Below are 25,178 nucleotides of genomic sequence, written 5' to 3'. Positions count from 1 at the left end.
CATCGCACGCAAGGCGCTAGTGGGCCGAAGCCACCAGCGGCTCGGACTGACGTTGCTTCGGAACGAAAGCGGTCAGGACGAGCCCGAGGAGCGCCGCGCCGGCGGCGACCACGAAGCTCAGCCGGAATCCGGCCGCGGACGGGACGGAGACCCCGCCGACGGTGATCGCCAGCGACGCGAGCATGGACGCCATCACCGCGCTGGACGTCGAAGTGCCGACGGAGCGCATCAGCGAGTTCAGCCCGTTCGCGGACGCGGTTTCGGTGACCGGGACCGAGCCCATGATCAGCGCGGGCATGGCCGCGTAAGCGATGCCCACTCCACCGCCGATGATGATCGACGCCGTGATCAGCTCGAAGGCGTTGTCCATCAGCACGGTCGCGAAGACATACCCGGTCGCGATGGTGGTGGCGCCGACCATCAGCGTCGTACGCGGTCCGTAGCGCTCGATGAGCCGGGCCGAAACCGGCGACAGCATGAACATGACCAGCCCGTTCGGCGCGAGACAGAGCCCGGCCTGCACCATCGTCAGGCCGAGGCCGTAGCCGGTCGACGCGGGCGCCTGCAGCAGCTGCGGGAACGACAACGCCATCGAGTACAGCGCGAATCCGATCATGATCGACGCGAAGTTGGTGAACAGCACCGGCCGCCGCGCGGAGACCCGCAGGTCCACGAGCGGATCACGACGCCGCAGCTGGTAGGCGCCCCAGACCAGCAGGATCACCACCGCGCTCCCGGCGAAGCCGAGCGTGCGGCCACTGTCCCAGCCCCATTCGCTCCCCTTGACGATCGGCAACAGCAGGCAGACCAGTCCGGCCGTCAGCCCCAGCGCGCCGAGGTAGTCGAACGGCGCCGGTGTCTTCACCGGCGACTCCGGCACCACGAAGAGGATCAGCAGGCCGCAAACGAGGCCCAGCCCCGCCGACGCCCAGAAGAGGACGTGCCAGTCGGCGTTCTGCGCGACCAGCGCCGACACGGGGAGCCCGATGGCACCGCCGACACCGAGCGTCGAACTCATCACCGAGATCGCGGCACCGACCCGTTCCGGTGCGAGTTCGTCGCGCATGATGCTGATCCCCAGCGGGATCGCGCCCATCGCACAGCCCTGGAGCCCCCGGCCGAGGACCATCAGCGCGAGCGAACTCGTCAGCGCGGACACCACCGAACCGGCGACCAGGAAGCCCAGGCTGATCAGCAGCAACCGGCGTTTGCCGTAGAGGTCGCCGAGCCTGCCGCTCACCGGCATCACCACGGCTCCGGCGATCAGCGTCGCCGTCACCACCCATGACGCGTCCGAGGGAGTCGCGTGGAGCAGCCGGGGAAACGCCGGGATGAGCGGGACGACGAGCGTCTGCATGAACGAGGCCACCAGCCCGCAGGTGGCGAGCACGACCACGAAGACCCGGGGCGAAGGTGCCCGTCCGGACGGTTTCACCATGCGCATCCCATGATCCGACCTTACACAGCACCACCCTTCTCGGTGAACGGTTGACCGATGGGATCACAGCCAGGTGCGGACCCCACCGTGCCCGGAACAGGTACCGCGGCGATTCTGGCTGTAGCTGTACGAACCGTCCTTGCAAAGGGCGGTCGCGCCGTCGGCCGCGCCGGGCCCGGTCGCCGGACGGTGGACGCATACGCCGTCGGTGTTGCGGTAGTAGTCGCTTCCGCACTCCGCCAGGTTCGGCGCCTTCGCCGTCGGCGTCGCCTGCGTCGTTTTCGGACGTGCCTTCGTCGGTTTCGGCTCGACCTGCTTCGGCACCTCGACCGCGGTCGTGGCCGGCGGCACGAACTGCTGAGGTGCCGGGGCAGGTGTGGCCGTACTCGTGGGCGGCGCCCAGCTACTGCTCGGTGTCGACGCTGTCGACCCGGTCGACGTCGAGCCGCTCTGCGGCGTGACCCGCCCACTGGGCACGGTCTCGACACCGCAGCCTCCGGCGACCAGAAGTCCGATCGCCAAGGCCATGCCCAGCTTCGTCGTTCTCTTCGGCACAACGGCCTCCCCAGCACCTAGTTGGTGCCGCGTAGTCGGGAGAGCGTTCGCCGGTGTTACAGCGGGAAGACCGTCAGTCGACCATCGAGCCGCAACTGATGTTCAGTGCCGTCGCCGTGATGCTGCGCGCATGATCCGACGCGGCGAAGGCGGCCACCCTGGCGACGTCTTCGAGTGACGCCGTCCGCTTGAGCATCGTCGCGTCGACCATGTCACGGATGGCGTCGTCGAGCCCGGCGCCCGCCGGTATGGTCTCCGGGATCCCGCCGGTGCGCAGGGTCACGACACGGATACCCCGCGGCCCGAGTTCGCACGCCAGCCCTCGCCGCAACGCCTCCATCGCGCTGAACGCGACCTGGAGCCCGCCGAGGTGATATCCCGGCAGCGGATCACCGTCGCCGCCGAACATCAGGATCACTCCGGACCCCTGCCCGATCATGTGCCGAGCGGCCGCCCGCGCGGTCAGGAAGTTGGTCCGTACCGCCGTCCGGACCGGGCTTTCCAAGTCCTCCAACGACATTTCGACCAGCGGCGTGCCTTGGACGTCATTGTGCGTGATCACGTTCATCGAGATGTCCACGCTGCCCGCCGTGGAAGCCACCGAAGCGGCATGCTCGTCGATGGCGGCTTCGTCGAGTGCGTCGAACTCCGCCGTTTCCGCTTTCCCGCCCGCCTCCCGGATCTCTTCGGCCAGCGCGTCGAGTTTCTTCAGTGTGCGACCGGTGAGATGGACGGTCGCGCCCTCCCTGGCGAACCCTCGGGCCACCGCGCTCCCGATTCCGCCCGCCGCACCGTAGATGATCGCGTTCCTGCCTTCGAGCAACATCGATTCCTCCTACTTCCTGTCCGAGGTGATGAGTCCTTCGGGTGTTCCTTCCAAATGGACATCGGCCCACAGCGGAAGCCACGGGTCGAGTTCGTGGAACCGGCGCAGTTCCGCCAGACCGCTGAGCCAGCCCATCCACGAACCGTAGGGCGGCTTCTCTTCGGAGAATCCACTTTGGACGAACGTCAGCTTCGTGGCGCCGCCGGAGTCTTCGAGTTCCCAAGTGGCGACGACACCGTCCTCGTACGCGAGCGACATCTTGGCGTCGGGCACCAGGTCGACGATCTTCGCCGGCGCCGGGTCGTTTTCCAGCGATCCCATCGCCCAGCGGCCGCCGACGTGGGGCTCCGCCTCGATCCGGGCGCCGAACCAGCGCGTGAACACGGCGGGGTCGGCGATCGAGGCGTAGACCTCGCCTCGCGGCGCGTCGATCCGCACTTCTTCGCTCATCAGCGGGGAAGTGAGGTCACAGCGGGCGGTGAGCGGCCGTCCCTCGACGTGGTCGACGAGGTTCGCGACGGAAAGCGCCCAGAACGTGTACATCATGCCGAGCGCCGAATCCGGGTCGGCGAGCATCGCGGTGTAATCCGGCAGGCCGGTCTGGCTGAACGACAAGGACGTGCCGTCCCCGTCTTCCGCCAGCGCGATCTCGACGACGGTCTCCGTCCCGCCGACGGTCCACGCGAACCGCAGGACATTGTCCTCGGCCAGCAACAGCCGCTGGCGCGGACGATCGCCCTCCGGCGTGTAGCGGCCCCAGAACTCGTACCGGGACGGCAAATCGACTTCCGCGTATTCGGAAAGCCACTCGCGCAACGCCCCGGGATCGATCAGCGCGTGCCAGACCTCGTCGATCGGCGCGCGCACGCGCACCTGGAACCTCGTCGGCTCAGTCACGGGCATCTCCCTTCGGGTAACAGGCCACGGCGAGTTTGAAGGCGTCGCCTTCCGCTCCGCCGTAGCGGGTGAACAGATCCTGCAAAGTCGTCTTCAGTTCGTCGAGGAACTCCTGGCGCCGCTCGGGCTCCACCCGGATCTCGCCGGAGACGCCGATCGACGGCAGTTCCGGCGCGGTCCGGTCGAGCGCGGCGACGTCCGCCTGGACCTCTTCCATGAGGTCCACCAAGTAGCCCAGGCTCAGCTCGTCCCGCGCCGCCCGCGGGCCGAGCCGTCCGACCAGCCCGGGTGACAACCAGTACGACCGGGCGGTCGCTTGATACACGCCTTCGGTGACGGCGCGCACCTTCCGCTCCGACACCTGCTTCACGAGACCGGCTTCCACCAGCCGCTTCACGTGGTAGTAGACCCGCTGCGGCGTCTGATCCAGCACCGCTGCCACCTCGGTGCAGGACCGCGGCTCCGCCAGCTGCCGCAGAACGTCCACCCGCTGCGGTTTCAGCAACGCCTCCGCCTGCTCGAGCCGCTCCAGGTACTCCACGTCCTTCATCACAAAAACCAGTTTGAACGTAAAAAAGTATTTTGTCAATCGGGCCCGATCGAGCCGCGCTGACCCCGGCAACGCGAAAGGCCCCTTCATCGCAAGGTTCGCGATGAAGGGGCCTTTCAGGTCAGGCGCTTATTCGTAGATCTCGCCCTTCGCGGCCTTCTCGACCAGCGACGCGGGCGGGGTGAAGTGGTCGCCGTAGCGCTCCGCCAGCTCACGCGCGCGGTCGACGAAGCCCTGCAGGCCACCCTCGTACTGGTTGATGTACTGGATGACACCACCGGTCCACGCCGGGAAACCGATGCCGAAGATCGAGCCGATGTTCGCGTCGGCGATGGTGGTGAGCACGCCTTCGTCGAAGCACTTCACGGTCTCGAGCGCCTCGGCGAACAGCATGCGCTCCTTGAGGTCCTCGAAGGGAACCTCGGCGCTGCCCGACTTGAACGCGTCGCGCAGGCCCGGCCAGAGACCGGTCCGCTTGCCCGACTCGTCGTAGTCGTAGAAACCCGAGCCGGTGGAGCGGCCCTTGCGGTCGAACTCCTCCACCATCCGGTCGATGACACCCTCGGACGCGTGCGCGTTCCAGGTGCCGCCGGCGGCCTCGATCGCTTCGCGGGTCTCCTTGCGGATCTTGCGCGGCAGCGTCAGGGTCAGCTCGTCCATCAGCTGCAGCGGCGGGGCCGGGTATCCGGCCTGCGAACCGGCCTGCTCGATCGACGCCGGCTCGACACCCTCGCCCAGCGCGGCGACGGCCTCGTTGATGAAGGTGCCGATGACGCGCGAGGTGAAGAAGCCGCGGCTGTCGTTGACGACGATCGGGGTCTTCTTGATCTGCAGCGTGTAGTCGAAGACCTTCGCCAGCGTGGCGGGCGAGGTCTTCTCACCGCAGATGATCTCGACCAGCGGCATCTTGTCCACCGGCGAGAAGAAGTGGATCCCGATGAAGTCCTCGGTCCGCTGCACGCCCTCGGCCAGCGAGGTGATCGGCAGCGTGGAGGTGTTGGACCCGAGCACGGCGTCGGGGTTGACGATGCCCTCGATCTCCTGGAACACCTTGTGCTTCAGCTCGACGCTCTCGAAGACGGCCTCGATCACGAAGTCGACGCCGGCGAAGTCCTCCGCCTTGTCGGTCGGCTTGATCTTGGCGAGCAGCGCGTCGGACTTCTCCTGCGTGGTCTTGCCGCGGGAAAGAGCCTTCTGCTCCAGCTTGACCGCGTAGCCCTTGCCCTTTTCGGCGCCTTCGAGGGTGACGTCCTTGAGCACGACGTCGATCCCGGCCTTCGCCGAGACGTACGCGATCGCGGCGCCCATCATGCCCGCGCCGACGACGCCGACCTTCTTGGCGGTGTACTTCTCGAAGCCGTCCGGCCGCGAGCCGCCGGAGTTGATGCTCTGCAGGTCGAAGAAGAACGCCTTCGTCATGTTCTTCGAGACCTGGCCGGTGGCGAGGCTGATGAAGTAGCGGGTCTCGACGGTGATCGCGGTGTCGAAGTCGACCTGCGCACCCTCGATGGCCGCGGCCAGGATCGCGCGCGGGGCGGGCATGTTCGCGCCCTTGATCTGCTTGCGCAGGTTCGCCGGGAACGCGGGCAGGTTCGCCGCGAAGCTCGGGTTCGACGGGGTGCCGCCCGGGATCTTGTAGCCCTTGACGTCCCACGGCTGCACGCCGCCCTCGGGGTTGGCCTTGATCCACGCCTTCGCGGCCGGGACCAGCTCCTCGACGGTGCCGACGAGCTCGTGCACGAGGCCGAGTTCCTTGGCCTTGGCCGGGCGGTGCCGCTGGCCCTGCAGCAGCACGTTCAGCAGCGCGCTCTGGATGCCCAGCAGGCGCACGGTGCGGACGATGCCACCGCCGCCGGGGAGCAGGCCCAGGGTGACCTCGGGGAGACCGATCTGGCTGCCCTTGACGTCGGCCGCGATGCGGTAGTGCGTCGCGAGCGCGATTTCGAGACCGCCGCCGAGCGCGGCGCCGTTGATGGCGGCCACGACCGGCTTGCCCAGCTGCTCGAGCCGTCGCATCTGGCCCTTCATCAGGGAGCTGCTCTCGGTGATCTCGGCGGCGTGCTCCGGCTTGGCCTGGATCAGGTCGTTGAGGTCGCCACCGGCGAAGAAGGTCTTCTTGGCCGAGGTGAGGACGACACCGGTGATGCTGTCCTTCTCCGCCTCCAAGCGGTCGACGACCACGCCGAGCGACTCGCGGAAGTCGGCGTTCATCGTGTTGGCGGACTGCTTCGGGTCGTCCAGGGTCAGCACGACGATGCCGTCGGCGTCCTGCTCCCAGCGGATGGTCTTCGCTTCAGTCATTGTCTCTTCCTCAGACCCGCTCGATGATGGTCGCGACGCCCATGCCGCCGCCGATGCACAGGGTGACCAGGGCGCGGCGCGCCTGACGACGCTCCAGCTCGTCGACGACGGTGCCGACCAGCATCGCGCCGGTGGCGCCCAGCGGGTGCCCCATCGCGATGGCGCCGCCGTTGACGTTGACCTTCTCCTCGTCGAGGTGCAGGTCCTTGATCCACTTGAGGACGACCGAGGCGAAGGCCTCGTTCAGCTCCCACAGGTCGATGTCGTCCGGGGTGAGGCCGGCGATCTTGAGGACCTTCTCGGTGGCCGGGGTCGGGCCGGTGAGCATGATCGTGGGCTCGGAGCCGACGGTCGCGGTGGCCACGATGCGGGCGCGCGGGGTCAGGCCGAAGTCCTTGCCGATCTGCTCGTTGCCGACCAGGACGACGGCGGCGCCGTCGACGATGCCGGACGAGTTGCCGCCGGTGTGGACGTGGTTGATCTTCTCGACCGAGTGGTACTTCTGCAGCGCGACGGCGTCGAAGCCGCCCAGCTCACCGATGCCGGCGAAGGCGGGCTTGAGCTTGCCGAGGCCCTCGACGGTGCTGCCGGGGCGACGGTGCTCGTCGTGGTCGAGGATCGTGACGCCGTTGATGTCCTTCACCGGGACGACGGACTTCGCGAAGTAGCCGCCGGACCAGGCCGCTTCGGCCTTCTCCTGCGAACGCACGGCCCACGCGTCGACGTCCTCGCGGGAGAAGCCCTCGATGGTCGCGATCAGGTCGGCGCCGGTGCCCTGCGGGACGATGTAGTTGTCGTACGCGGTGGCGGGGTCCATGAACAGCGCGCCGCCGTCGGAGCCCATCGGCACGCGCGACATCGACTCGACACCGCCGGCGATGATCAGCTGGTCCCAGCCGGAGCGCACCTTCTGCGCGGCGGTGTTGGTGGCTTCGAGGCCGGAGGCGCAGAAGCGGTTCAGCTGCACGCCGGCGACCGTCTCGGGAAGGCCCGCGTTCAAGGCGGCGGTGCGCGCGATCACGGCACCCTGCTCGCCGACCGGGGACACGACGCCGAGGACGATGTCGTCGATCACGGCGGGGTCGAGGTTCGGGTGCCGGACCTTCAGTTCCTCGATGAGGCCGACCACGAGATCGACCGGCTTGGTGCCGTGGAGGGCACCGCCCTTGTTCTTGCCGCGAGGCGTACGGATCGCCTCGTAGATGTAGGCCTCGCTACTCACAGAAAAACTCCTCCGCGTACGGCGCTGTAACAGGATGAAACGTACCGGCCAGTAGCCATGCTAATGCCGATTAACATAAACCGCGATAACCCCATGGTGTCAATGGGTTGCGATGCACGCAACCGACGCTATCGTGGGTTCACCTATGGATCACCCGACCGAGCGTTCCCCCCGACCGCGCGACCGCAAGGCCCAGCTGGCAGGCCTCGCCGCGGAGCTCTTTCGCGCCCGCGGGTTCCACGGCGTCGGCATCAACGACATCGCCGCCGCGGCCGGGATCACCGGGCCCGCGCTGTACCGGCATTTCGCGGACAAACAGGCGGTGCTGTCCTACGTCGTGCTGTCCGGCATCGACGACATGGAGACGGCGACCACCGAGACGCTCACCGACGTCGACCTACCCGCTCCCGCCCAGGTCAACGCCCTGTTGGGCACCCTCGCCGCACAGGCGGTGGAGCGGCGCGAGGTCGCCGCGCTGTGGCGCTGGGAGGGCAGGCATCTGCCCCGGGAGGAACGGCGCGAGATCCGCCGCCGGTCCGGCGCGGTGCTCGAAGCGTGGTCCAAGGCGCTCCGCGCGTTACGCCCGGAACTGACCGCCGACGACGCCGAACTGCTGTGCTGGGCGGGGCTGAGCGTGTTCGGCAGCGTCTCCGTACACCACACGTCCGTGGCGAAGAAACGCTTCGCGCAGATCCTGGTCCAGCTGGCGGAGTCGGTGCTGCATGTCACACTGCCCGAGCCCGCCGAGCCGCCGGAAGAGACGCCGTCGCTCGCGCTCGGCGAGCCGTCCCGCCGCGAGCAGATCCTCGCCGCCGCGACCGAGCTGTTCGGGCAGCGCGGCTTTCGTTCGGTGAGCATGGAGGAGATCGGCGCGGCGGCCGGGATCGCCGGCCCGAGCGTGTACCGGCACTTCCCCAGCAAGGCCGCGTTGATGGTGGCGATCGGGCATCGGGCGGCCGACAGGCTGGCGCTCGGCGCGGAACGCGCGTTGCGGACCGACGACGAACGCGACGCGCTCCGCAGGCTGGCGGCGTCCTATGTGCACACCCTGCTGCGCACGCCCGAGCTGCTGGTGTCCTTTTCGGGCAGTCCCATGGAGCTGCCGGAACGCGACAAGGCGGACCTGATCCGGGTCCAGCGGGACTACGTCGCGCGCTGGATCGCGCTGACTTCGGAAGTCCACCCGGAACTGAGCCTGCGCGAAGTGAAGATCACCGTGCACGCGGCGCTGACCATCGCAAACGACCTCGCGCGCACCCGGCGGGTCAACGGCCGTCCGAACATCGAGGCCGAGCTGACCGCGCTGACGCACGCCGTCCTGAAAGTCAGCTCTTAGCAAACTCGGGTGTCCGGCGAGGGCCGGCGGTGCACGATATGCGCGTGCCCACGAAACGCGGCCTGCATCTGGTGACCCGGGAAGAAGACCACAAGGTCACCACGCTGGAGCTCTTCTTCGACCTTGTCTTCGTCTACGCCATCACCCAGACCACTCAGCTGATGGCCGATCACCTCACCCCGCTCGGTATCGGGCAGGGGGTGGTGATGATCGCAGTGCTGTGGTGGTGCTGGTGCGCCTACGCCTGGCTGGCCAACACCCTCCACGTCGACCGCGGCATCGCTCAGCTGGCGATGTTCGCCGCGATGGGGACGATGTTCCTGGTCTCGCTGACCATCCCGGAGGCGTTCACGGATCTGCCCGGCGGCCTGTACGCGCCGCTGATGTTCGTCGGCTGCTATTTCATCGTGCGGCTGCTGCACCTGCTCGCCTACCTCGGGGCCGGGCGCAACGATGCGGAGCTGCGCAAGACGGTCCTGACGATGTTCGTCGGCCTGCTGCCGAGCGTCGCGCTGCTGACCGTCGCGGCCTTCTTCTCCGGCTGGGTGCAGCTCGGGATCTGGGCGGTCGCGATGCTCGCCGACTACGTCAACGTCTTCCGGACCCGCTCCTCGGACTGGAGGCTGCACCAACCCGGCCACTTCGCCGAACGCTTCGGGCTGATCGTGATCATCGCGCTCGGCGAGTCGATCGTGGCGATCGGCATCGGGATCAGCTCGTATCCGATGTCCTGGCCGATCACGCTGGCCGCCGTCTTCGGGCTCACGCTCGCTTCGTCGATGTGGTGGATGTACTTCGCCGTCGTGGCGCACGTGTCCGAGCGCAACCTGAAGCGCGCGGAGGGCGTGGAGCGGGTGCAGATCGGGACGGATACGTACACGTTCCTGCACCTGCCGCTCATCGCCGGGATCGTGCTCGTGGCGCTGGGACTGAAGAAGTCGCTGCTGTACGTGTCCGACACCGAGCACCACAGCCTTTCCGACAGCCTGCACGGGACGCCGATCTGGGCGCTCACCGGCGGGCTCGCGCTCTATCTGATCGCGTTGAGCGGGCTGCGACGGCGGAACCTGGGCTCGTGGAACGTGCAGCGGCTGGTGCTCGCGGTCGTCCTGCTGGCGGCGACACCGTTGCTGGAGCTGGTGCCGGCGATCGCACTGGTCGGTGTCGTGGCGCTGGCCGCGGTGGGACTAGTGGTGTTCGAGAGGCGCAAGCTTGTGAGTAATCCGGGCCTCCTCCACCCCGGGAATCACTCACGAGCGTGACGTTCGCCTCCCCCGTGGTAGCGCATCCGCCCCAGGGGAGTTAACCTACTCACGAGTAGGTAAGCGAGGCAGGGAGACTCACCGTGGGTGCGCCTAGGAAACGAGACGCGATGGGCCTTGGCCTGTCCGCGCTCACCCGGCTGGCCGGGAGCAAGGTCATTGAACGGGCCGGACTTCGGAAGCCCGTGCAGAACCTGGTCAGTGCCGGGACGCGCAACGGCTTCCGGGTCGCGGGCGCGGCGGGACGGACCTTCAAATCCGCCCAGAAGCTCGGCAAGCCCGCGCGGCTCGCGCCTGCCGAGGACACGGGACTGTTCGACCTCACCCCGAGTGAGGATCAGCAGCTCATCGTCGAGACCGTGACGGAGTTCGCGGCCGAACAGCTGCGGCCCGCCGCGGCCGACGCCGACGCCAAGCTCCAGGCCCCCGAGGGTCTGCTGAGCCGCGCCGCCGAACTCGGCATCACGCTCGTCGGCATCCCCGAGGAGCTGGGCGGGGTCGGCACCGAGCGGTCGGTGGTCACGAACGCGCTGGTCGCCGAGGCCCTCGCGCACGGCGACCTGGGGCTCGCGGTCGCGGTGCTCGCGCCGTCCGCGGTCAGCACCGCGCTGGTGTCCTACGGCGACGAGCAGCAGCAGGCGGACTACCTGCCCGCGTTCGTCGGCGAGAACGTCCCGGCCGCGGCGCTCGCGTTGCAGGAGCGCACCCCGCTGTTCGACCCGTTCAAGCCGGCCACCAAGGCCCGCCGCACGCCGAAGGGCTACCAGCTCGACGGCGTGAAGTCGCTGGTCCCGCGCGCCGCGGACGCCGAGCTGTTCATCGTCTCGGCCGATCTCGAAGGCCGCGGTCCCGCGCTCTTCCTCGTCGAGTCTTCGAACTCCGGCGTCACCATCGAGTCCGAACCGGCGATGGGCCTGCGCGGCGCGGCGACCGGGAAGCTGCACCTGGAGAAGGTCGCTCTGCCGGCCGGTGCGCTGCTCGGCGGCGGCAAGGCCGACGTCTTCACCGAGGTCGTCCGGCTCTCGCGGCTCGGCTGGGCCGCGCTGGCCGCCGGTACCGCGAAGGCCGTCCTCGACTACGTGGTGCCGTATGTCAACGAGCGCAAGGCGTTCGGCGAACCGGTGAGCCACCGCCAAGCCGTCGCGTTCTCGGTGGCCGACATCGCGATCGAGCTGGAAGGACTGCGGCTGGTCGCGCTCCGCGCCGCCGCCCGCGCCGAACAGGGCAAGCCGTACGCCCGTGAGGTCGCGCTGGCCCGGAAACTGGCCGCGGACAAGGGAATGCAGATCGGCAGTGCCGGAGTACAGCTCCTCGGCGGACACGGGTTCGTCAAGGAACACCCGGTCGAACGCTGGTACCGCGACCTCCGCGCGATCGGCGTCATGGAAGGCGCCGTCCTACTCTAGGACTTTCGAAAGGCAATCATGATCAACCTTGAGGTTCCGAAGAAGGCCGGCACCCTGATCAACCAGGCGTACCAGGCCGCGGCCGAGGTGTTCCGGCCGATCTCGCGCAAGTACGACCGCGCCGAGCACACCTATCCGGCCGAACTCGACATGTTCGCCGCGCTGCTGGACGGGCTGAACTCCTCCGGCGAGGGCGGCGCGGGCGCGGCGGGCGTCCGCCGGTCCGAGAAGAACGAGAAACCGGGCAACCGCAACGGTTCCAACCTCAACATCGTGCTCGGCACGATCGAGATGTGCTGGGGCGACGTCGGTCTGCTGCTGTCCATGCCGCGCCAGGGGCTCGGCAACGCCGCCATCGGCTCGGTCGCCACCGACGAACAGCTCAAGAAGTTCTCCGGGCTGTGGGCCGCGATGGCGATCACCGAACCGGACTGCGGCTCGGACTCCGCCGCGATCACCGCGACCGCGCGCCTCGACGGCGACGAGTACGTGATCAACGGCGAAAAGATCTTCGTGACCGCGGGCGAGCGCGCCGACGCCGTCGTCGTCTGGGCCACCCTGGACAAGACGAAGGGCCGCGCGGCGATCAAGTCGTTCGTCGTCGAGAAGGGCACGCCCGGCTTCGAGGTGGTGCGCGTCGAGCACAAACTCGGCATCCGCGCCTCCGACACCGCCGTGCTGCGCTTCGAAAACGTCCGTGTGCCGAAGGAAAACCTCCTCGGCACACCGGAGATCGACACCGCCAAGGGTTTCGCCGGGGTCATGCAGACCTTCGACAACACCCGCCCGCTGGTCGCCGCGATGGCCATCGGTGTCGCCCGCGCGGCACTTGAGGAGACCCGGAAGATCCTCACCGACGCCGGGGTGACCATCGACTACGACAAGCCCGTCCACAGCCAGCACGCCGCGGCCGCGACGTTCTTGCAGCTTGAGGCCGACTATGAAGCGGCGTACCTGCTGACCATGGAATCGGCGTGGATGGCCGACAACCGCAAGCCGAACTCGCTGCAGGCCTCGATGGCCAAGGCGAAGGCGGGCCGATCGGTCGTCGAGATCACGCTGAAATGCGTCGAGCTGGCCGGAACCTTGGGCTACACCGAGGAATCGCTGCTGGAGAAGTGGAGCCGGGACGCGAAGATCCTGGACATCTTCGAAGGCACGCAACAGATCCAGCAGCTGATCGTGGCGCGCCGGATCCTGGGCAAGACGAGCGCGGAGCTCAAGTAGCGTCCGCAATGCCGTGAAGGCTCCCTCCCTTGCGCTAGGCGTGCAGGTTCGCGGAGAGTCGTCCGGATTCCTCCCCGCTCGACTGCGAAGCGGGTCGCACGAGCTACCCCTCGACGATGTGGGAATCGGGACACTGAACGTCCCGATTCCCACATCGTCAACACCAGGCACGCCAACCCCCTGCCGGTCACTTGGATCTCGATCGGTGTCCCTTATGGACAGTCAAGAACGCGCAAGCCATGTTGGCGAGCCGCTCTCGCCACCAGAACCCCGAATCGCCACTCCCGGGCTCGCCTGAGAGCCACGCTTGCCCCTCAAGAACCTTCCTCAGCATCCGAGCCCGGCGCCCGTGCAGCTGCACGGGCCCCTTTTTCGTTTATTCCCAACAGAATGACAACACCATCAAGTGAACGGCCCTGACGGCCGGACAGAGGTACTCTCTTAGCTTCCCAGCCCGCGAAGGCCGGAGTTGCGATGAGACCGCTCACCCCTGCCACGCGCTGGTGCCTAATCGTCCTCGGCGTCACCGTCTGCTACTTCGTGGCGGGTCAGATCGGCATCCAGTGGGCGATAGTGCGGGAACAGATCTCGCCGCTGTGGCCCGCCGCCGGTGTCGCGCTGGCGGTGCCGATGCTGCTGGGCTTGCGGTTCTGGCCGGGGATCTTCCTCGGCGCCCTCCTGACGAACGTCGCCCTCGGTCCTTCTCTGATCACGGTCCTGGTGATCTCCTCGGGGAACGTGATCGGCCCGATGCTGGCCTACGCCGTGATGCGCCGGCTAGACGTCCGCAACCAGCTCGAACGGCTTCCCGACGCCGTCCTCCTGGTGGTCGTCGGGGCGATCGGGGGCACGGCCGTCAGCGCCACGCTGGGCACCGGCGCACTGGTCCTCGATGGCGCGCTGAGGTCTGGGGAATTCTGGGCGACGGCGCTCGTGTGGTGGACCGGCGACGCGATGGGCGTCCTGACGATCACGCCGCTGCTGCTTCTGACGCCGAGATTCCGCGTGCCGAAGCGGGTTTCGCTCGCTCGCTGGGGCGAGGCGGCGGCCCTCGCGGTCTTCGTCCTCGGCACGGCGATCGTCGCGTCCACCATGATGTCCAAGCTGTTCTTGGTCTTCCCGGTGCTCGTGTGGGCGGCGCTGCGGTTCCGCCAGGCCGGGGCACTGCTGTGTTCGTTGTGCGTCTGCACCTTCACGATCTTCGGCGCCGTACGCGGTCTCGGCTCGTATGGTTCCTACGACCTGGCGGCCCGGATGCTGCATGTACAGGCCTACGACGCCACAGTCGGCCTCACCGCGCTGGCGTTGTCCACGATCGTCCTGCAGCGCGATCGCGCGACCGCCGAGATCGCCGACGCCTGGCGTCAGATCACCGAGATGGTGGACATGATCGCGCCGCGCCAATCCCTGCGCAGCGCCATCACCCAGCGCGAGGACGACGAGTCTCAGGCGGCCTGTTCGTCGAGGAACCGGTCGAGGTAGCGCCACGTGGTCCCGCGGGCCTTCCGGCCGGTGAGGACACCCAGATGCCCGCCGGGGGCGGTCTCGAAGGTCACCGACGGCGAGTTGTCCAGCAGTTCGGTGAGCCGCTCGACGGCCGCACGCGGCGCGATCGTGTCGTTCTGCCCGGCGATGACCAGTGTCGGCACCTTCACCCCGGAGAGCGCGATGATGCGGCCGTTGAGGTCGACCGTGCCCTCGGCGAGGTCGTTGGCGCGGAAGAACCGGTGGTAGATCTGGCCGAACGTCCGCCCGGGGTAGGCGATCATGTTGTCCATGAAGTGGTCGACGGCCTCGATCTGCGCCAGATAGTCCCGGTCGTCGAGATTCTTCAGGATGGCGAGCGGTTTGGTGATCTCCTTGCTGATCCCGGTCGCCCGGAAGACCCGGCTGACCAAATAGGACGGTGCGCCGCCGAGCACGCGGTAGATCGGGGTCAGCAGATGGCCGCCGGTGAGGTCCACCAGCGGGCGGAACGGGGCGATCAGCGGGATCGCGGTGAAGTCGAACGGCGACGCGATGGTCGCGATCGACTCGATCGGCAGATCGGGCTGGTCGGCGGTGGTCAGCAGGGAGAAGATCCCGCCGAGGCACCAGGCGACGACGTGCACGCCCTGGCCGCCGGAGTCCTCGCTGACCTTGCGGATAGCGCGCGGGAGCACCTCGTCGATCCAGTGCTCGATGCCGAGGCGCCGGTCGGAGAAGGCGACGTTCCCGTAGTCGACCAGGTACGTGTTGCGGCCGCCCTCGACCAGGTGCTCGGCGAGGCTGCAGCCGCGGCGCAGGTCGAAGCACAGCGCGGGCGCGGCCAGCGGCGGCACCAGCAGCACCGGCGGGCCCGCCTGGGGGCCCTTGCCGTTCGTCAGCCGGTACACGGAACGGTTGGGGCCCTGGTCGATCAGGACGCGCGGCACCGGGCGAAGATCCGCGACACCACCGTGCAGCACCTTCCCGACGACGTTCGACGCGGCGGCGGCGAGCCGTGCCGGGGGTGTGGCCATGGTGTGCCTCCTGAGGAATCAACGCGGTAAGACGTAATCTTGCCGCTTGGGGGCGCACGACTCAACACCACCGCCGGCCCAAGCCGTCCATTTCGGACAGTGGCTAGGCCGTACGAGTTAAGAATCGGTGCCCTTTTCCGCCGCCGGGGCACTCCGCGCGGCGCGTGATTCGTACTCCGCGCGAGCACTGGAATGCGTTGCGGAGGACAGAATCTTGTCGCCGCCGAGTGCTCGGATCAGTCCTTCGCCGAGACGGCGCGGAAGCAGCCGTGTGATCCTGCCCATGGCGTCCAGTGACGCGGGCACGAAGACGTCGAATTTGGGACGGCGTAACGCATCGACAATGGCCTGCGCCACATCTTCGGGTTGCACCGATTTGAAGAACTTCGCCTCGCCGAGCCCGCTGGCCAGTTCCGTGCGCACCACCGCGGGCATCACGCAGGACACCAGCACGCCCGTCCCGTGCAGTTCCAGGTGCACCGATTCCGACAAACCGACGACGGCGTGTTTCGTCGCGCAGTAGGTCGCGGCGCCGGGGAAGCCGGCCTTCCCCGCCATCGAGGCGATGTTGACGATGTGGCCGGTGCCACGCGGGCGCATCCGTTTCACGGCTTCCCTGGTGCCGTGGATGACCGCGTGCAGGTTGATCTCGAGCAGCCTGCGGGTCGCCGCGTCGTCTTCTTCGTCTAGCTGTGCGAGCGGCATGATGCCCGCGTTGTTGATCAGCACGTCGATCGGGCCGACCCGCCGCTCGACCTCGTCGAGGAACTCGGTGAAGCCGCGCGTGTCGGTGACGTCGAGCGGCAGCGCCTCCGCGCCCAGTTCGGCGGCGGTCTTCTCGGCGAGGACCTGGTCCAGGTCGCCGATGACCACCTTGGCGCCGAGCCGGGACAGCGCCGTCGCGGTACTGGCCCCGATGCCCTGCGCCGCTCCGGTGATCACGACGACCTTGCCTGCCAGGGAACGTTCACGTTTGGCCATGCCGGTCTCCTCTGCGACTTCACTGTCCGGGGCACTGTTGGCGATGTGTCAACTATGGTGCACCGGAAGCCTCGGAGACGCCAGTCCTACGGGCGCTGCTCGAACACCTGCCCGATCCAGCCCTTGACGTCGAAGCGTTCCGTCGGCTTGAAGCCCTGGCTCTCGTAATACCGCTGCAGGTCGCCGTCTCCACCGGCCCAGCAATCGACGCGCACCAGCCCGATGCCGCGTTCTCGCGCCTCGGCCAGCGCGAACTCGATGAGCCGCGAGCCGACCCGGTGACCGGTGAACTTGCGCGAGGTCAGCAGCAGGCCGATGTAGATCTCCGGTTCGTCGACCGGCGAGACATGCGGGAACCGGTCGCCGAGGATGATCGCCCCGGCCGCCTGGCCGTCGATCTCGGCGATGTACAGGCCCGGCCCGTCGGCCATCCCGCGAACCCGCTCGACCCGCTTCGGGATCGTGGACCACGGCTCGGTCCCCCACTGCCCTTCGCTGCCGCGCGAAGCCAGCCAAGCGACGACCTCGTCGAACATGTCCAGCAACGTTTGGAAGTCCCCAGAACCACCCTGGCGGATGATGAAATCGCTCATTCTTCCGTTCTACAACATCGTGAGGACACGCGGACCTTCTGTGGTGATCGCGACCGTGTGCTCGACGTGCGCGGCCCTGGCGCCCCGGACGGTGCGCAGGGTCCAGCCGTCGTCGTCGATCCGGTAGGAGTCGCGGCCGTCGGCGATGAACATCGGCTCGATCGCCAGCACCAGGCCCGGCTCGAGCCGCCTGCCGCGGCCGGGCCTGCCCTCGTTCGGCAGATGCGGATCCTCGTGCATGCGGCGGCCGATCCCGTGGCCGCCATGGTGCGCGAGGAGGCCATATCCGGCTTCGCGACCGATAGCGCCGACGGCGTGGGAGATGTCGCCCATCTTGCCGCCCGCCAGCGCGGCGGCGATCCCCGCGGCCAGCGCGCGTTCGGTGGTCGCGATGAGTTCGAGATCGGCGGGATCAGCCTTACCGACGACGTAACTGATCGCCGCGTCGCCGTGCCAGCCGTCGATGTAGGCGCCGGCGTCGATGCTGACCAGGTCGCCGTCACACAGCCGGTAGTCCGACGGGATGCCATGGACCACGACGTCGTTGAAGCTCGCGCAGATCACGGCGGGAAACGGCGTCGGCGCGGAGTGCGGTCGATAGTGCAGGAACGACGGCTTCGCGCCCGCGTCCCGGATCACCTGCGCGGCGATCTCGTCCAGCTCCTTCAGGCTCACGCCGATCGCCGACGCCTCTTTCACCGCTTGCAACGTCCGCGCCACGACCCGGCCGGACTCGCGCATGGCGTCCAGCTCGGTGGAGGATTTCAAGTCGACCATGCCGATAACTATACCGGTATAGTTATCGCGTGCGTCAAGGCGTAACTAGCGTGATCGGAGCCGTGACTCGCGTGATCAGAGCCGGTACGGCTTCAATCACGCGAGTGACGGCTCCAGTCACGCGAAACACGGGTCAGGCCACGCCGAGGTGCCGCGCGATCAGCATCCGCTGCACCTCCGAGGTCCCCTCACCGATCTCCAGGATCTTCGCGTCCCGGTAGAACCGGCTCACCGGGAACTCGTTCATGAAGCCGTACCCGCCGAAGATCTGCGTCGCGTCGCGCGAGTTGTCCATGGCGGCGTTCGACGCGACAAGCTTCGCGATCGACGCCTCCTTTTTGAACGGCTCACCGCGCAGCATCTTCGACGCCGCCGCGTAGTACGCCAGCCGCGCGGTGTGCGTGCGCACCTCCATGTCGGCGATCTTGAACTGGATCGCCTGGTACTCGCCGATCTTGTGCCCGAACGCCTCGCGTTCCTTGACGTACCGCAGGCATTCGTCGACGCAGCCCTGCGCGAGCCCGACGCTCAGCGCGGCGATCGCGACCCGGCCTTCGTCCAAAATGGACAAGAACTGGGCGTAACCGCGGCCGCGTTCGCCGACCAGGTTCTCGGCCGGGACACGGACGTCGTCGAACGAAAGCTCGTGCGTGTCCGAGCAGTTCCAGCCGACCTTGGAGTACTTCGGCGCGACGGCGAAGCCCGGCGTGCCGGACGGGACGATGATCGCCGAGATCTCCTTGCGCCCGTTCTCCTTCACGTCGGTGACGGCGGTGACCGTGACCAGTTTTGTGATGTCGGTGCCGGAGTTGGTGATGAACGACTTGCTGCCGTTGATCACCCAGGTGTCGCCGTCGAGTTTCGCGCGGGTGCGGGTGGCGCCCGCGTCCGAACCGCCGCCGGGTTCAGTGAGCCCGAAAGCGCCGAGCGCGGTGCCGGCGCACAGCTCCGGGAGCCACTTCTGCTTCTGCTCCTCGGTGCCGAACCGGTAGATCGGCATGGCCCCCAGGGAAACGCCCGCCTCGACGGTGATCGCGACCGAGGAATCGACGCGCGCCAACTCCTCCAGCGTCAGGCAGAGCGCGAAGTAGTCGCCGCCCATGCCGCCGTATTCCTCGGGGAACGGCAGGCCGAACAGGCCCATCTCGGCCATCTTCGCGACGATCTCGTACGGGAACTCCTCCCGCTCGTAGAGGTCGCCGATGACCGGGGCGACCTCGGAACGCGCGAATTCCTCGACCGTCTTGCGCAGCGCCTCGTACTCGTCATCCAGCCGAAAGTCGATCATTGCTCATCCTTTTGGGGTGTCACCACGGCTACCGTCTCGTCCAGCGCGACCTGTTGGCCCGCGCGGACGGGGAGTTCGCTGACCACGCCGTCGATCGGCGCGGTGATCGTGTGCTCCATCTTCATCGCCTCGACGACCACGAGCGGCGTCCCGGCGCTCACCACGTCACCGGCGGCGGCCTTGACCACCAGCACGGTTCCGGGCATCGGGCTGGTGACCGGCCCGGCGCCGCCCGCGGCACCGGCGGCCGAACGCAGCCGTTCACGCTCGCCGATGGCGAAGCTGTGCCCGTCACGCGCGAGCCACACGGTCCTGCCGCTCCCGGCCGCGTGCCGGTAGCGGTGGAAACCGGTGGGATGCCGGACTTCCAGCAAATCGCCCTCGCGCCGCGCGGAAACCCGCACCGGTTCGTCGTCGTCGACGCTCACGAGCGCGTTCGCCGGAGTGCCCTGCACCCGCACGACGACTTCGGAACTTCCCGACTTCAACGCGAAGTCGATTCCACCGGACCCGCCGAGCCGCCAGCCGTCGGGCACGTCCCACGGATCGATGACGGATCCCTGCGGCTGCAAGGAAAGCAGCCTGTCGAGCGCCGCCGCCACGAAGAACTCCCGCGGCACCTCTTCGGAGACCAAAGTGGACAGTCGCCGGTCGACGAGGCCGGTGTCGAGCTTGCCGTCGCGGACGTCGCCGTCGGCGAGGAGCCCGCGCAGGAAGGCGACGTTGGTGCCGACGCCGAGCAACGCGGTGTCCGCGAGCGCCAGATCGAGCCGGTGCAACGCGGCCGCGCGGTCCGGGCCCCAGGCGATGACCTTGGCCAGCATCGGGTCGTAGTTCGAGCCGATGACCGCGCCCTCGCTCATCCACGAGTCGACGCGTACGCCCTCGCCTGACGGCTCGTGGACCGCGAGCACGGTTCCGCCGGTCGGGATGAAACCGCGCGCGGGATCTTCGGCGTACACGCGGGCTTCGACGGCGTGGCCGTCCAACCGGACATCGTCCTGCGACACGGTGAGCACGTCGCCGGCGGCGATCTTGACCTGCCACTCCACGAGATCGAGCCCGGTCACCAGCTCGGTCACCGGATGCTCGACCTGGAGGCGGGTGTTCATCTCCATGAAGAAGAATTCGTCGGGCGCCTTGGCCGAAACGATGAACTCGACCGTCCCCGCGCCGACGTAACCCACCGAGCGCGCGGCCTCGACGGCGGACGCGCCCATCTTCGCGCGCGTGGCTTCGTCGAGGAGCACGGACGGCGCCTCTTCGATGATCTTCTGGTGCCGCCGCTGAAGGCTGCACTCGCGCTCACCGAGGTGGATCACGTTGCCGTGCGTGTCGGCGAGCACCTGGATCTCGATATGGCGCGGCGTGGTGACGAACCGCTCCATGAGCAGCGTGTCGTCACCGAACGAGCCCTTGGCCTCACGGCGGGCGGACTCCACGGCCGCGTCCAATTCGGACAGTTCGTTGACCAGCCGCATACCCTTTCCGCCACCCCCGGCGGACGGCTTGAGCAGCAGCGGGAACCCGACCTTCTCAGCGGCAGCGGCGAAACCACCCTCGGGAATGTCCACATCGGACGCACCGGGCACCACCGGGACACCGGCCTTGGACACCGTCGCCTTGGCGCGGATCTTGTCGCCCATGGCGTCGATGGCCTCGACCGGCGGGCCGATGAAGACCAGGCCCGCCTCGGCGCAGGCACGCGCGAATTCCGCGTTCTCCGCGAGGAAGCCGTAGCCGGGATGGACCGCCTGCGCGCCCGTGTCGAGCGCCGCCTGGACGATCGCCGGGATGGACAGATAGCTCTTCGCCGCTTCGGCAGGGCCGATGCGGACAGCCGTGTGCGCCTCCCGGACGTGCCGGGCGTCGGCGTCCGCGTCGCTGTACACCGCGACCGAACGGATGCCGAGCCCCTGCAGTGAGCGGATCACGCGGACCGCGATCTCACCGCGGTTGGCGACCAGAACCGTGTCGAACATGCTCACATCCTGAAGACGCCGTAGTTGACATCGGAAAGTGGCGCGTTGGCCGTCGCGGACAGCGCGAGGCCGAGCACCGTGCGGGTGTCCGCCGGGTCGATCACGCCGTCGTCCCACAGCCGCGCCGTCGAGTAGTACGGGCTTCCCTGCGCCTCGTACTGGTCGCGGATCGGCTCCTTGAAGGCCTCTTCGTCCTCTGTGGACCATTCACCGCCACGCGCCTCGATGGCGTCCCGGCGGACCGTCGACAGCACCGACGCCGCCTGCTCGCCGCCCATCACCGAGATCCGCGCGTTCGGCCACATCCACAGGAAACGCGGCGAGTACGCGCGGCCGCACATCGAATAGTTGCCCGCGCCGAACGAGCCACCGATGACGACGGTCAGCTTCGGCACGCGCGCGCAGGCCACCGCGGTGACCATCTTCGCGCCGTGCTTGGCGATGCCGCCGGCTTCGTAGGCGCGGCCGACCATGAACCCGGTGATGTTCTGCAGGAACAGCAACGGGATCGAGCGTTTGTCGCACAGCTCGATGAAATGCGCGCCCTTCATCGCGGACTCGGCGAACAGGACGCCGTTGTTCGCGACGATGCCGACGGGGTGGCCGTGGATCCGGGCGAACCCGGTGACCAGCGTCGAGCCGTACTCCTTCTTGAACTCGCCGAACCGGCTGCCGTCGACGATCCGCGCGATGACCTCGCGGACGTCGTAGGGCACGCGCGGGTCGGTCGGGACGACGCCGTACAGCTCGTTCGGGTCGGCGACCGGGGCCTCCGTCGGGAGGACGTCCCACGGGCGCGGCGTGCGCGGGCCCAAAGTCGACACGATCGAGCGAACGATGCGCAACGCGTCGGCGTCGTCTTCGGCCAGATGGTCGGTGACGCCGGACTGGCGCGAATGGACGTCGCCGCCGCCGAGCTCTTCGGCCGTGACGACCTCGCCCGTCGCGGCCTTCACCAGCGGCGGGCCGCCGAGGAAGATGGTGCCCTGGTTCCGCACGATGACCGCTTCGTCGCTCATCGCCGGGACGTACGCGCCCCCCGCCGTGCAGGAGCCGAGCACCGCGGCGATCTGCGGGATGCCACGCGCGGACATCGTGGCCTGGTTGTAGAAGATCCGGCCGAAGTGCTCACGATCCGGGAAGACCTCGTCCTGCCTCGGCAGGAACGCCCCGCCGGAGTCCACCAGGTAGACGCACGGCAGGTTGTTGTGCAGCGCGACCTCTTGCGCGCGCAGGTGCTTCTTGACCGTCATCGGGTAGTACGTGCCACCCTTGACCGTCGCGTCGTTGGCGACGATCACGCATTCGCGGCCCGAGACCCGCCCGATCCCGGTGATGATCCCGGCCGATGGGGCCTCGTCGTCGTACAGTCCGGTGGCGGCCAGCGGGGACAGCTCCAGGAACGGCGAACCCGGGTCGAGGAGGGTGTCGACCCGGTCGCGTGGCAGGAGTTTGCCCCGCTCGACGTGGCGGGTGCGGGATTTCTCCGGGCCCCCGAGCCGGGCGGCGGCGAGCCGCTTGCGCAGGTCTTCGACCAGCTCGGCGTGGGAGGTGACGCTGCGGGCGTACTCGTCGCTGCCCGGATCGGCCGAAGTGCTCAGTACGGGTGTGTCCATGGCTCCTCGTCGCCAAGTTAGCCGTCGTTAACTCACGCGCACAGGTTAACGTCCACTAACGTCGCTTGTCCACCGGGCCGGGGCTGAAGGACGCCATACCCGCATGACACGCGACGAAAGGGCCCTTCACCGCATGGCATGCGGTGAAGGGCCCTTTCAGCCCTCGCTACGGAACTCAGCCGATCGCGGAGACCAGCGGGTTGTAGTAGCCGCCCCGCTGACCGGCGGCCGTCGGGTGGTACGAGTTGACGATCGGCCAGGTGAGACTGTGCAGGTAGTCGTCGGCCGACGAGCAGATGTTGTGCCCGGTGAAGGCACTCCGCACGTCGACGAACTTCGCACCGTTCGCGGAGGCACGGGCCGAGAGCACCGACGCCAGCGCGTCGGAACCCGAGTTGATCGCCGTGCGCTTCGTGTCGCTCAGCCCGACCGAGCACGAACCCGGCACCGTGTAGAAGCGCGGGTACCCGAGGACGACCAGCTTCGCGCCGGGCGCCTTCGCCTTGATCTTGCTGTAGACGTTGTTCAGCAGCCCGGGAAGCGTGTTGTTCACGTAGGTCTTCGCGGTGTTGACCCGGTTGATGCAGGTCTGGTCGCTGCCGGTGGTGCAGGTGGTCATGACGTCGGCGAAACCGGCGTCGTTGCCGCCGACCGAGACCGTCACCAGCGTGGCGCTGGAGGTGACGTTCGCGATCTGGTTGAGGACGTCGCCGGTGCGCGCCCCCGAGCACGCGACGAACTTGAAGGTGGTCCCGGCGTGGGCGTTGGCCCACAGCTGGGGATAGGCGTTGGCACTGCGCATGCAGTCGCCCGAGTTCCCGTAGCTGCCGGCACCGACGCCGGACGAGTACGAGTCACCGAGCGCCACGTAGTTGGTCGCCGCTTGGGCGGTGCCCGCGAGACCGAGGGTGGCAAGGACAGCGACCCCCAGGGCCGCACCTAAACGAGTGAAGGATAGAGCTTTGATCCGAGCAGGGACGGCCATGGTCACTCCTTCGTGACAAGTTAACGAGACACAGCATTACCAGGTGGTAGCCCCACGCAAAAGGGTCATTTCCCCAGGTAGCCCACTTGGCTCAGGCTGGAAGTACGGCCGCGTGTTAGCGCTCGCTAACACGCGGCCTTAATATGGCCAGATGCCGGCGAACCCCACCCCACTCGTGAACGGCGAGAAGGCGAACAGGCGCGAACAGATCATGGCCGCCGCCGCCGAGCTCTTCGCCCACCACGGTTTCCACGGCGTCGGCATCGACGACATCGGCGCGGCCGTCGGCATCTCCGGCCCGGCGCTGTACCGGCATTTCCGCAGCAAGGACGCCATCCTCGGTGAGATGCTGAACTCGATCAGCCGCTATCTGCTCGACGGCGGGACGGCCAGGGCGAGCCAGCGGGACGAGCCGGGCGAGGTTCTCGAAGCACTGGTGGATTTTCACGTCGATTTCGCGCTCACGCATCCCGCGCTGATCACCGTCCAGGAACGCAACCTCGCCAATCTCACCGACAGTGACCGCAAGCAGGTCCGCGCCCTGCAGCGCCAGTACGTCGAGGTCTGGGTGCGCGCGATCAGCGACGCCGTCCCGGGGATCGGCGAACGGCAGGCGCGCTCGGCGGCGCACGCGGTCTTCGGGTTGATCAACTCGACGCCGTACAACCGCCATCTCGGTGACAGCGAACTGGCCGAGATGCTCTGCCGTCTCGCGCTGGGTGCACTGCACGCCGCCAAGTGACCACGACCGGGTTTCGGCCTATCCCCACTTTTCCGTCCTCTGGTGTTTGATAGGCACGTGGAGCCGGACAGGAGCGAGTACGAGCGGAGGCTCGTCGAAAAGGCGCAGCGTGCGCTCGTGGCGATCAGCCTCGGGGAGGACGCCGAGGCGCTCGACGAGCTCATGCCGACCGCCGCCGAGCCCCAGGCCCGCGCCGACGAGACCAAAGAGCTCGTGATGATGCTGTTCGGCGAATGCAGCGCCATGGTGTCGACGCTGGGTGATGGAGGAAGTGCGCCGGTCAAGGTGCAGGTGTTCGACGAGGACGGCGAAGAGGTCTCGATCGACCAGGCGGACCCGCCCGTCCGGACGGCGGTCCGCACGCTGCTGGCCGAGGTGCACGGCAACAGCGAGGCCGCGCAGGAACAGGTCGAGATCGCGCTCGCCAACGCCGCGCCGGACGAGGTCGACAGCCTGGTGCTGCAGGCGCTGCGGTGGACGATCCGGCTGTCGGCGGAATGCCTGGACCGGGATCTGCCGGTGGCGCCCTGGATCTCGGACGCCGTCGAGGACTAGCCGGGCTTGGCTCCGCCAGGTGTCGCGAAAGCCACTTTCGCGACGTCTGACCTGGATCCACCGATGTTTGTGGTGAGTTGATCGTGTCGTAGGCGCGCAGATGCCCTCTGACTTGGGACGATTGGTCTTGCGACAGAA

The 25,178-nt window shown here is 68.0% G+C and carries 22 protein-coding genes; 7 read left to right on the top strand and 15 right to left on the bottom strand.

All coding sequences use genetic code 11. The annotated features are described in order from the left end of the window. Positions 1 to 16: 16 nt before the first annotated feature. From ACIRGA_RS36920 to ACIRGA_RS36890, 7 genes are all read right to left on the bottom strand, one after another. Complete coding sequence (locus ACIRGA_RS36920) at positions 17 to 1,444, bottom strand: MFS transporter (protein WP_400950650.1); 1,428 nt, start codon at positions 1,442 to 1,444, stop codon at positions 17 to 19. A gap of 57 nt (positions 1,445 to 1,501) precedes the next feature. Further along, positions 1,502 to 1,966 carry a DUF3761 domain-containing protein gene (locus ACIRGA_RS36915; RefSeq protein ID WP_400950671.1) on the bottom strand — a complete coding sequence of 155 codons (465 nt, stop codon included), beginning with the start codon at positions 1,964 to 1,966 and terminating at the stop codon, positions 1,502 to 1,504. A gap of 100 nt (positions 1,967 to 2,066) precedes the next feature. Beyond that, positions 2,067 to 2,819, bottom strand: a complete 753-nt coding sequence (locus tag ACIRGA_RS36910; protein ID WP_400950646.1) for an SDR family NAD(P)-dependent oxidoreductase — start codon at positions 2,817 to 2,819, stop codon at positions 2,067 to 2,069. 9 nt (positions 2,820 to 2,828) lie between these two features. Next, entirely contained in the window at positions 2,829 to 3,722 is an 894-nt protein-coding gene (locus ACIRGA_RS36905; RefSeq protein WP_400950643.1) for an SRPBCC domain-containing protein, read from the bottom strand. After that, the gene (locus ACIRGA_RS36900) at positions 3,709 to 4,266 is read right to left on the bottom strand and encodes a helix-turn-helix domain-containing protein (RefSeq protein WP_400950668.1); all 558 of its coding nucleotides are present in this window, start codon (positions 4,264 to 4,266) and stop codon (positions 3,709 to 3,711) included. The genes ACIRGA_RS36905 and ACIRGA_RS36900 overlap by 14 nt, the downstream gene beginning before the upstream one ends. 129 nt (positions 4,267 to 4,395) lie before the next feature. Next, entirely contained in the window at positions 4,396 to 6,567 is a 2,172-nt protein-coding gene (locus ACIRGA_RS36895) for a 3-hydroxyacyl-CoA dehydrogenase NAD-binding domain-containing protein (protein WP_400950640.1), read from the bottom strand. 10 nt (positions 6,568 to 6,577) lie between these two features. Then, a complete protein-coding gene (locus tag ACIRGA_RS36890) occupies positions 6,578 to 7,789 on the bottom strand; it encodes an acetyl-CoA C-acetyltransferase (RefSeq protein WP_400950635.1) in 1,212 nt (403 codons plus the stop codon). A gap of 145 nt (positions 7,790 to 7,934) precedes the next feature. Between ACIRGA_RS36890 and ACIRGA_RS36885 the strand changes: the two genes are divergently transcribed. The 5 genes from ACIRGA_RS36885 to ACIRGA_RS36865 all read left to right on the top strand — a co-directional run bounded on the left by ACIRGA_RS36885 (position 7,935) and on the right by ACIRGA_RS36865 (position 14,502). Then, positions 7,935 to 9,125, top strand: a complete 1,191-nt coding sequence (locus ACIRGA_RS36885) for a TetR/AcrR family transcriptional regulator (RefSeq protein WP_400950632.1) — start codon at positions 7,935 to 7,937, stop codon at positions 9,123 to 9,125. Positions 9,126 to 9,163: 38 nt separating this feature from the next. Next, positions 9,164 to 10,387 (top strand): low temperature requirement protein A, encoded by a 1,224-nt coding sequence (locus tag ACIRGA_RS36880; RefSeq protein ID WP_400950629.1) that lies wholly within the window; start codon positions 9,164 to 9,166, stop codon positions 10,385 to 10,387. Between the two features lie 110 nt (positions 10,388 to 10,497). Continuing rightward, positions 10,498 to 11,793: an acyl-CoA dehydrogenase family protein gene (locus tag ACIRGA_RS36875; RefSeq protein WP_400950627.1), complete on the top strand. Its 1,296-nt coding sequence runs from the start codon at positions 10,498 to 10,500 to the stop codon at positions 11,791 to 11,793. Positions 11,794 to 11,811: 18 nt separating this feature from the next. Further along, positions 11,812 to 13,020 carry an acyl-CoA dehydrogenase family protein gene (locus tag ACIRGA_RS36870; RefSeq protein ID WP_007033833.1) on the top strand — a complete coding sequence of 403 codons (1,209 nt, stop codon included), beginning with the start codon at positions 11,812 to 11,814 and terminating at the stop codon, positions 13,018 to 13,020. A 474-nt stretch (positions 13,021 to 13,494) separates the two neighbouring features. Then, complete coding sequence (locus ACIRGA_RS36865) at positions 13,495 to 14,502, top strand: MASE1 domain-containing protein (RefSeq protein ID WP_400950625.1); 1,008 nt, start codon at positions 13,495 to 13,497, stop codon at positions 14,500 to 14,502. Here the strand turns inward: ACIRGA_RS36865 and ACIRGA_RS36860 are convergent. The 8 genes from ACIRGA_RS36860 to ACIRGA_RS36825 all read right to left on the bottom strand — a co-directional run bounded on the left by ACIRGA_RS36860 (position 14,466) and on the right by ACIRGA_RS36825 (position 23,743). Beyond that, positions 14,466 to 15,521, bottom strand: a complete 1,056-nt coding sequence (locus ACIRGA_RS36860; RefSeq protein ID WP_400950622.1) for an alpha/beta fold hydrolase — start codon at positions 15,519 to 15,521, stop codon at positions 14,466 to 14,468. The two genes, ACIRGA_RS36865 and ACIRGA_RS36860, sit on opposite strands and share 37 nt — an antisense overlap. A 117-nt stretch (positions 15,522 to 15,638) precedes the next feature. Further along, positions 15,639 to 16,502: an SDR family oxidoreductase gene (locus ACIRGA_RS36855; protein WP_400950619.1), complete on the bottom strand. Its 864-nt coding sequence runs from the start codon at positions 16,500 to 16,502 to the stop codon at positions 15,639 to 15,641. A gap of 86 nt (positions 16,503 to 16,588) precedes the next feature. Further along, positions 16,589 to 17,095 (bottom strand): GNAT family N-acetyltransferase, encoded by a 507-nt coding sequence (locus tag ACIRGA_RS36850; protein ID WP_400950614.1) that lies wholly within the window; start codon positions 17,093 to 17,095, stop codon positions 16,589 to 16,591. A gap of 9 nt (positions 17,096 to 17,104) precedes the next feature. Next, positions 17,105 to 17,872 carry a type I methionyl aminopeptidase gene (gene map, locus ACIRGA_RS36845; protein ID WP_400950610.1) on the bottom strand — a complete coding sequence of 256 codons (768 nt, stop codon included), beginning with the start codon at positions 17,870 to 17,872 and terminating at the stop codon, positions 17,105 to 17,107. Between the two features lie 133 nt (positions 17,873 to 18,005). Further along, a complete protein-coding gene (locus ACIRGA_RS36840; protein ID WP_125673906.1) occupies positions 18,006 to 19,160 on the bottom strand; it encodes an acyl-CoA dehydrogenase family protein in 1,155 nt (384 codons plus the stop codon). Next, complete coding sequence (locus ACIRGA_RS36835; protein ID WP_400950605.1) at positions 19,157 to 21,142, bottom strand: acetyl/propionyl/methylcrotonyl-CoA carboxylase subunit alpha; 1,986 nt, start codon at positions 21,140 to 21,142, stop codon at positions 19,157 to 19,159. The genes ACIRGA_RS36840 and ACIRGA_RS36835 overlap by 4 nt, the downstream gene beginning before the upstream one ends. 2 nt (positions 21,143 to 21,144) lie before the next feature. Further along, the gene (locus ACIRGA_RS36830; protein ID WP_400950602.1) at positions 21,145 to 22,758 is read right to left on the bottom strand and encodes a carboxyl transferase domain-containing protein; all 1,614 of its coding nucleotides are present in this window, start codon (positions 22,756 to 22,758) and stop codon (positions 21,145 to 21,147) included. A 175-nt stretch (positions 22,759 to 22,933) separates the two neighbouring features. Continuing rightward, entirely contained in the window at positions 22,934 to 23,743 is an 810-nt protein-coding gene (locus ACIRGA_RS36825) for an SGNH/GDSL hydrolase family protein (protein ID WP_400950599.1), read from the bottom strand. A gap of 151 nt (positions 23,744 to 23,894) precedes the next feature. On the opposite strand from ACIRGA_RS36825, the gene ACIRGA_RS36820 reads away from it, so the two are divergent. Then, entirely contained in the window at positions 23,895 to 24,485 is a 591-nt protein-coding gene (locus tag ACIRGA_RS36820) for a TetR/AcrR family transcriptional regulator (protein WP_378444581.1), read from the top strand. A 57-nt stretch (positions 24,486 to 24,542) separates the two neighbouring features. Beyond that, positions 24,543 to 25,040: a hypothetical protein gene (locus ACIRGA_RS36815; protein ID WP_400950594.1), complete on the top strand. Its 498-nt coding sequence runs from the start codon at positions 24,543 to 24,545 to the stop codon at positions 25,038 to 25,040. Positions 25,041 to 25,178: the final 138 nt, after the last annotated feature.

Source organism: Amycolatopsis sp. NPDC102389 (genome assembly GCF_044765885.1).
Lineage (GTDB): Bacteria > Actinomycetota > Actinomycetes > Mycobacteriales > Pseudonocardiaceae > Amycolatopsis.
The sequence above is the reverse complement of the archived record's forward strand: the minus strand, read 5'-3'. Positions and strand labels throughout refer to the sequence as shown.

Bases quoted from the DNA above. Each gene is read 5' to 3' on its own strand.
- ACIRGA_RS36910 (WP_400950646.1), bottom strand. From the start codon at position 2,819: ATGTTGCTCGAAGGCAGGAACGCGATCATCTACGGTGCGGCGGGCGGA.
- ACIRGA_RS36880 (WP_400950629.1), top strand. From the start codon at position 9,164: ATGCGCGTGCCCACGAAACGCGGCCTGCATCTGGTGACCCGGGAAGAA.
- ACIRGA_RS36905 (WP_400950643.1), bottom strand. From the start codon at position 3,722: ATGCCCGTGACTGAGCCGACGAGGTTCCAGGTGCGCGTGCGCGCGCCG.
- ACIRGA_RS36885 (WP_400950632.1), top strand. From the start codon at position 7,935: ATGGATCACCCGACCGAGCGTTCCCCCCGACCGCGCGACCGCAAGGCC.
- ACIRGA_RS36850 (WP_400950614.1), bottom strand. From the start codon at position 17,095: ATGAGCGATTTCATCATCCGCCAGGGTGGTTCTGGGGACTTCCAAACG.
- ACIRGA_RS36860 (WP_400950622.1), bottom strand. From the start codon at position 15,521: ATGGCCACACCCCCGGCACGGCTCGCCGCCGCCGCGTCGAACGTCGTC.
- ACIRGA_RS36920 (WP_400950650.1), bottom strand. From the start codon at position 1,444: ATGCGCATGGTGAAACCGTCCGGACGGGCACCTTCGCCCCGGGTCTTC.
- ACIRGA_RS36895 (WP_400950640.1), bottom strand. From the start codon at position 6,567: ATGACTGAAGCGAAGACCATCCGCTGGGAGCAGGACGCCGACGGCATC.
- ACIRGA_RS36840 (WP_125673906.1), bottom strand. From the start codon at position 19,160: ATGATCGACTTTCGGCTGGATGACGAGTACGAGGCGCTGCGCAAGACG.
- ACIRGA_RS36825 (WP_400950599.1), bottom strand. From the start codon at position 23,743: ATGGCCGTCCCTGCTCGGATCAAAGCTCTATCCTTCACTCGTTTAGGT.
- ACIRGA_RS36865 (WP_400950625.1), top strand. From the start codon at position 13,495: ATGAGACCGCTCACCCCTGCCACGCGCTGGTGCCTAATCGTCCTCGGC.
- ACIRGA_RS36870 (WP_007033833.1), top strand. From the start codon at position 11,812: ATGATCAACCTTGAGGTTCCGAAGAAGGCCGGCACCCTGATCAACCAG.
- ACIRGA_RS36915 (WP_400950671.1), bottom strand. From the start codon at position 1,966: ATGGCCTTGGCGATCGGACTTCTGGTCGCCGGAGGCTGCGGTGTCGAG.
- ACIRGA_RS36820 (WP_378444581.1), top strand. From the start codon at position 23,895: ATGCCGGCGAACCCCACCCCACTCGTGAACGGCGAGAAGGCGAACAGG.
- ACIRGA_RS36835 (WP_400950605.1), bottom strand. From the start codon at position 21,142: ATGTTCGACACGGTTCTGGTCGCCAACCGCGGTGAGATCGCGGTCCGC.
- map (WP_400950610.1), bottom strand. From the start codon at position 17,872: ATGGTCGACTTGAAATCCTCCACCGAGCTGGACGCCATGCGCGAGTCC.
- ACIRGA_RS36900 (WP_400950668.1), bottom strand. From the start codon at position 4,266: ATGAAGGACGTGGAGTACCTGGAGCGGCTCGAGCAGGCGGAGGCGTTG.
- ACIRGA_RS36855 (WP_400950619.1), bottom strand. From the start codon at position 16,502: ATGGCCAAACGTGAACGTTCCCTGGCAGGCAAGGTCGTCGTGATCACC.
- ACIRGA_RS36875 (WP_400950627.1), top strand. From the start codon at position 10,498: ATGGGCCTTGGCCTGTCCGCGCTCACCCGGCTGGCCGGGAGCAAGGTC.
- ACIRGA_RS36830 (WP_400950602.1), bottom strand. From the start codon at position 22,758: ATGGACACACCCGTACTGAGCACTTCGGCCGATCCGGGCAGCGACGAG.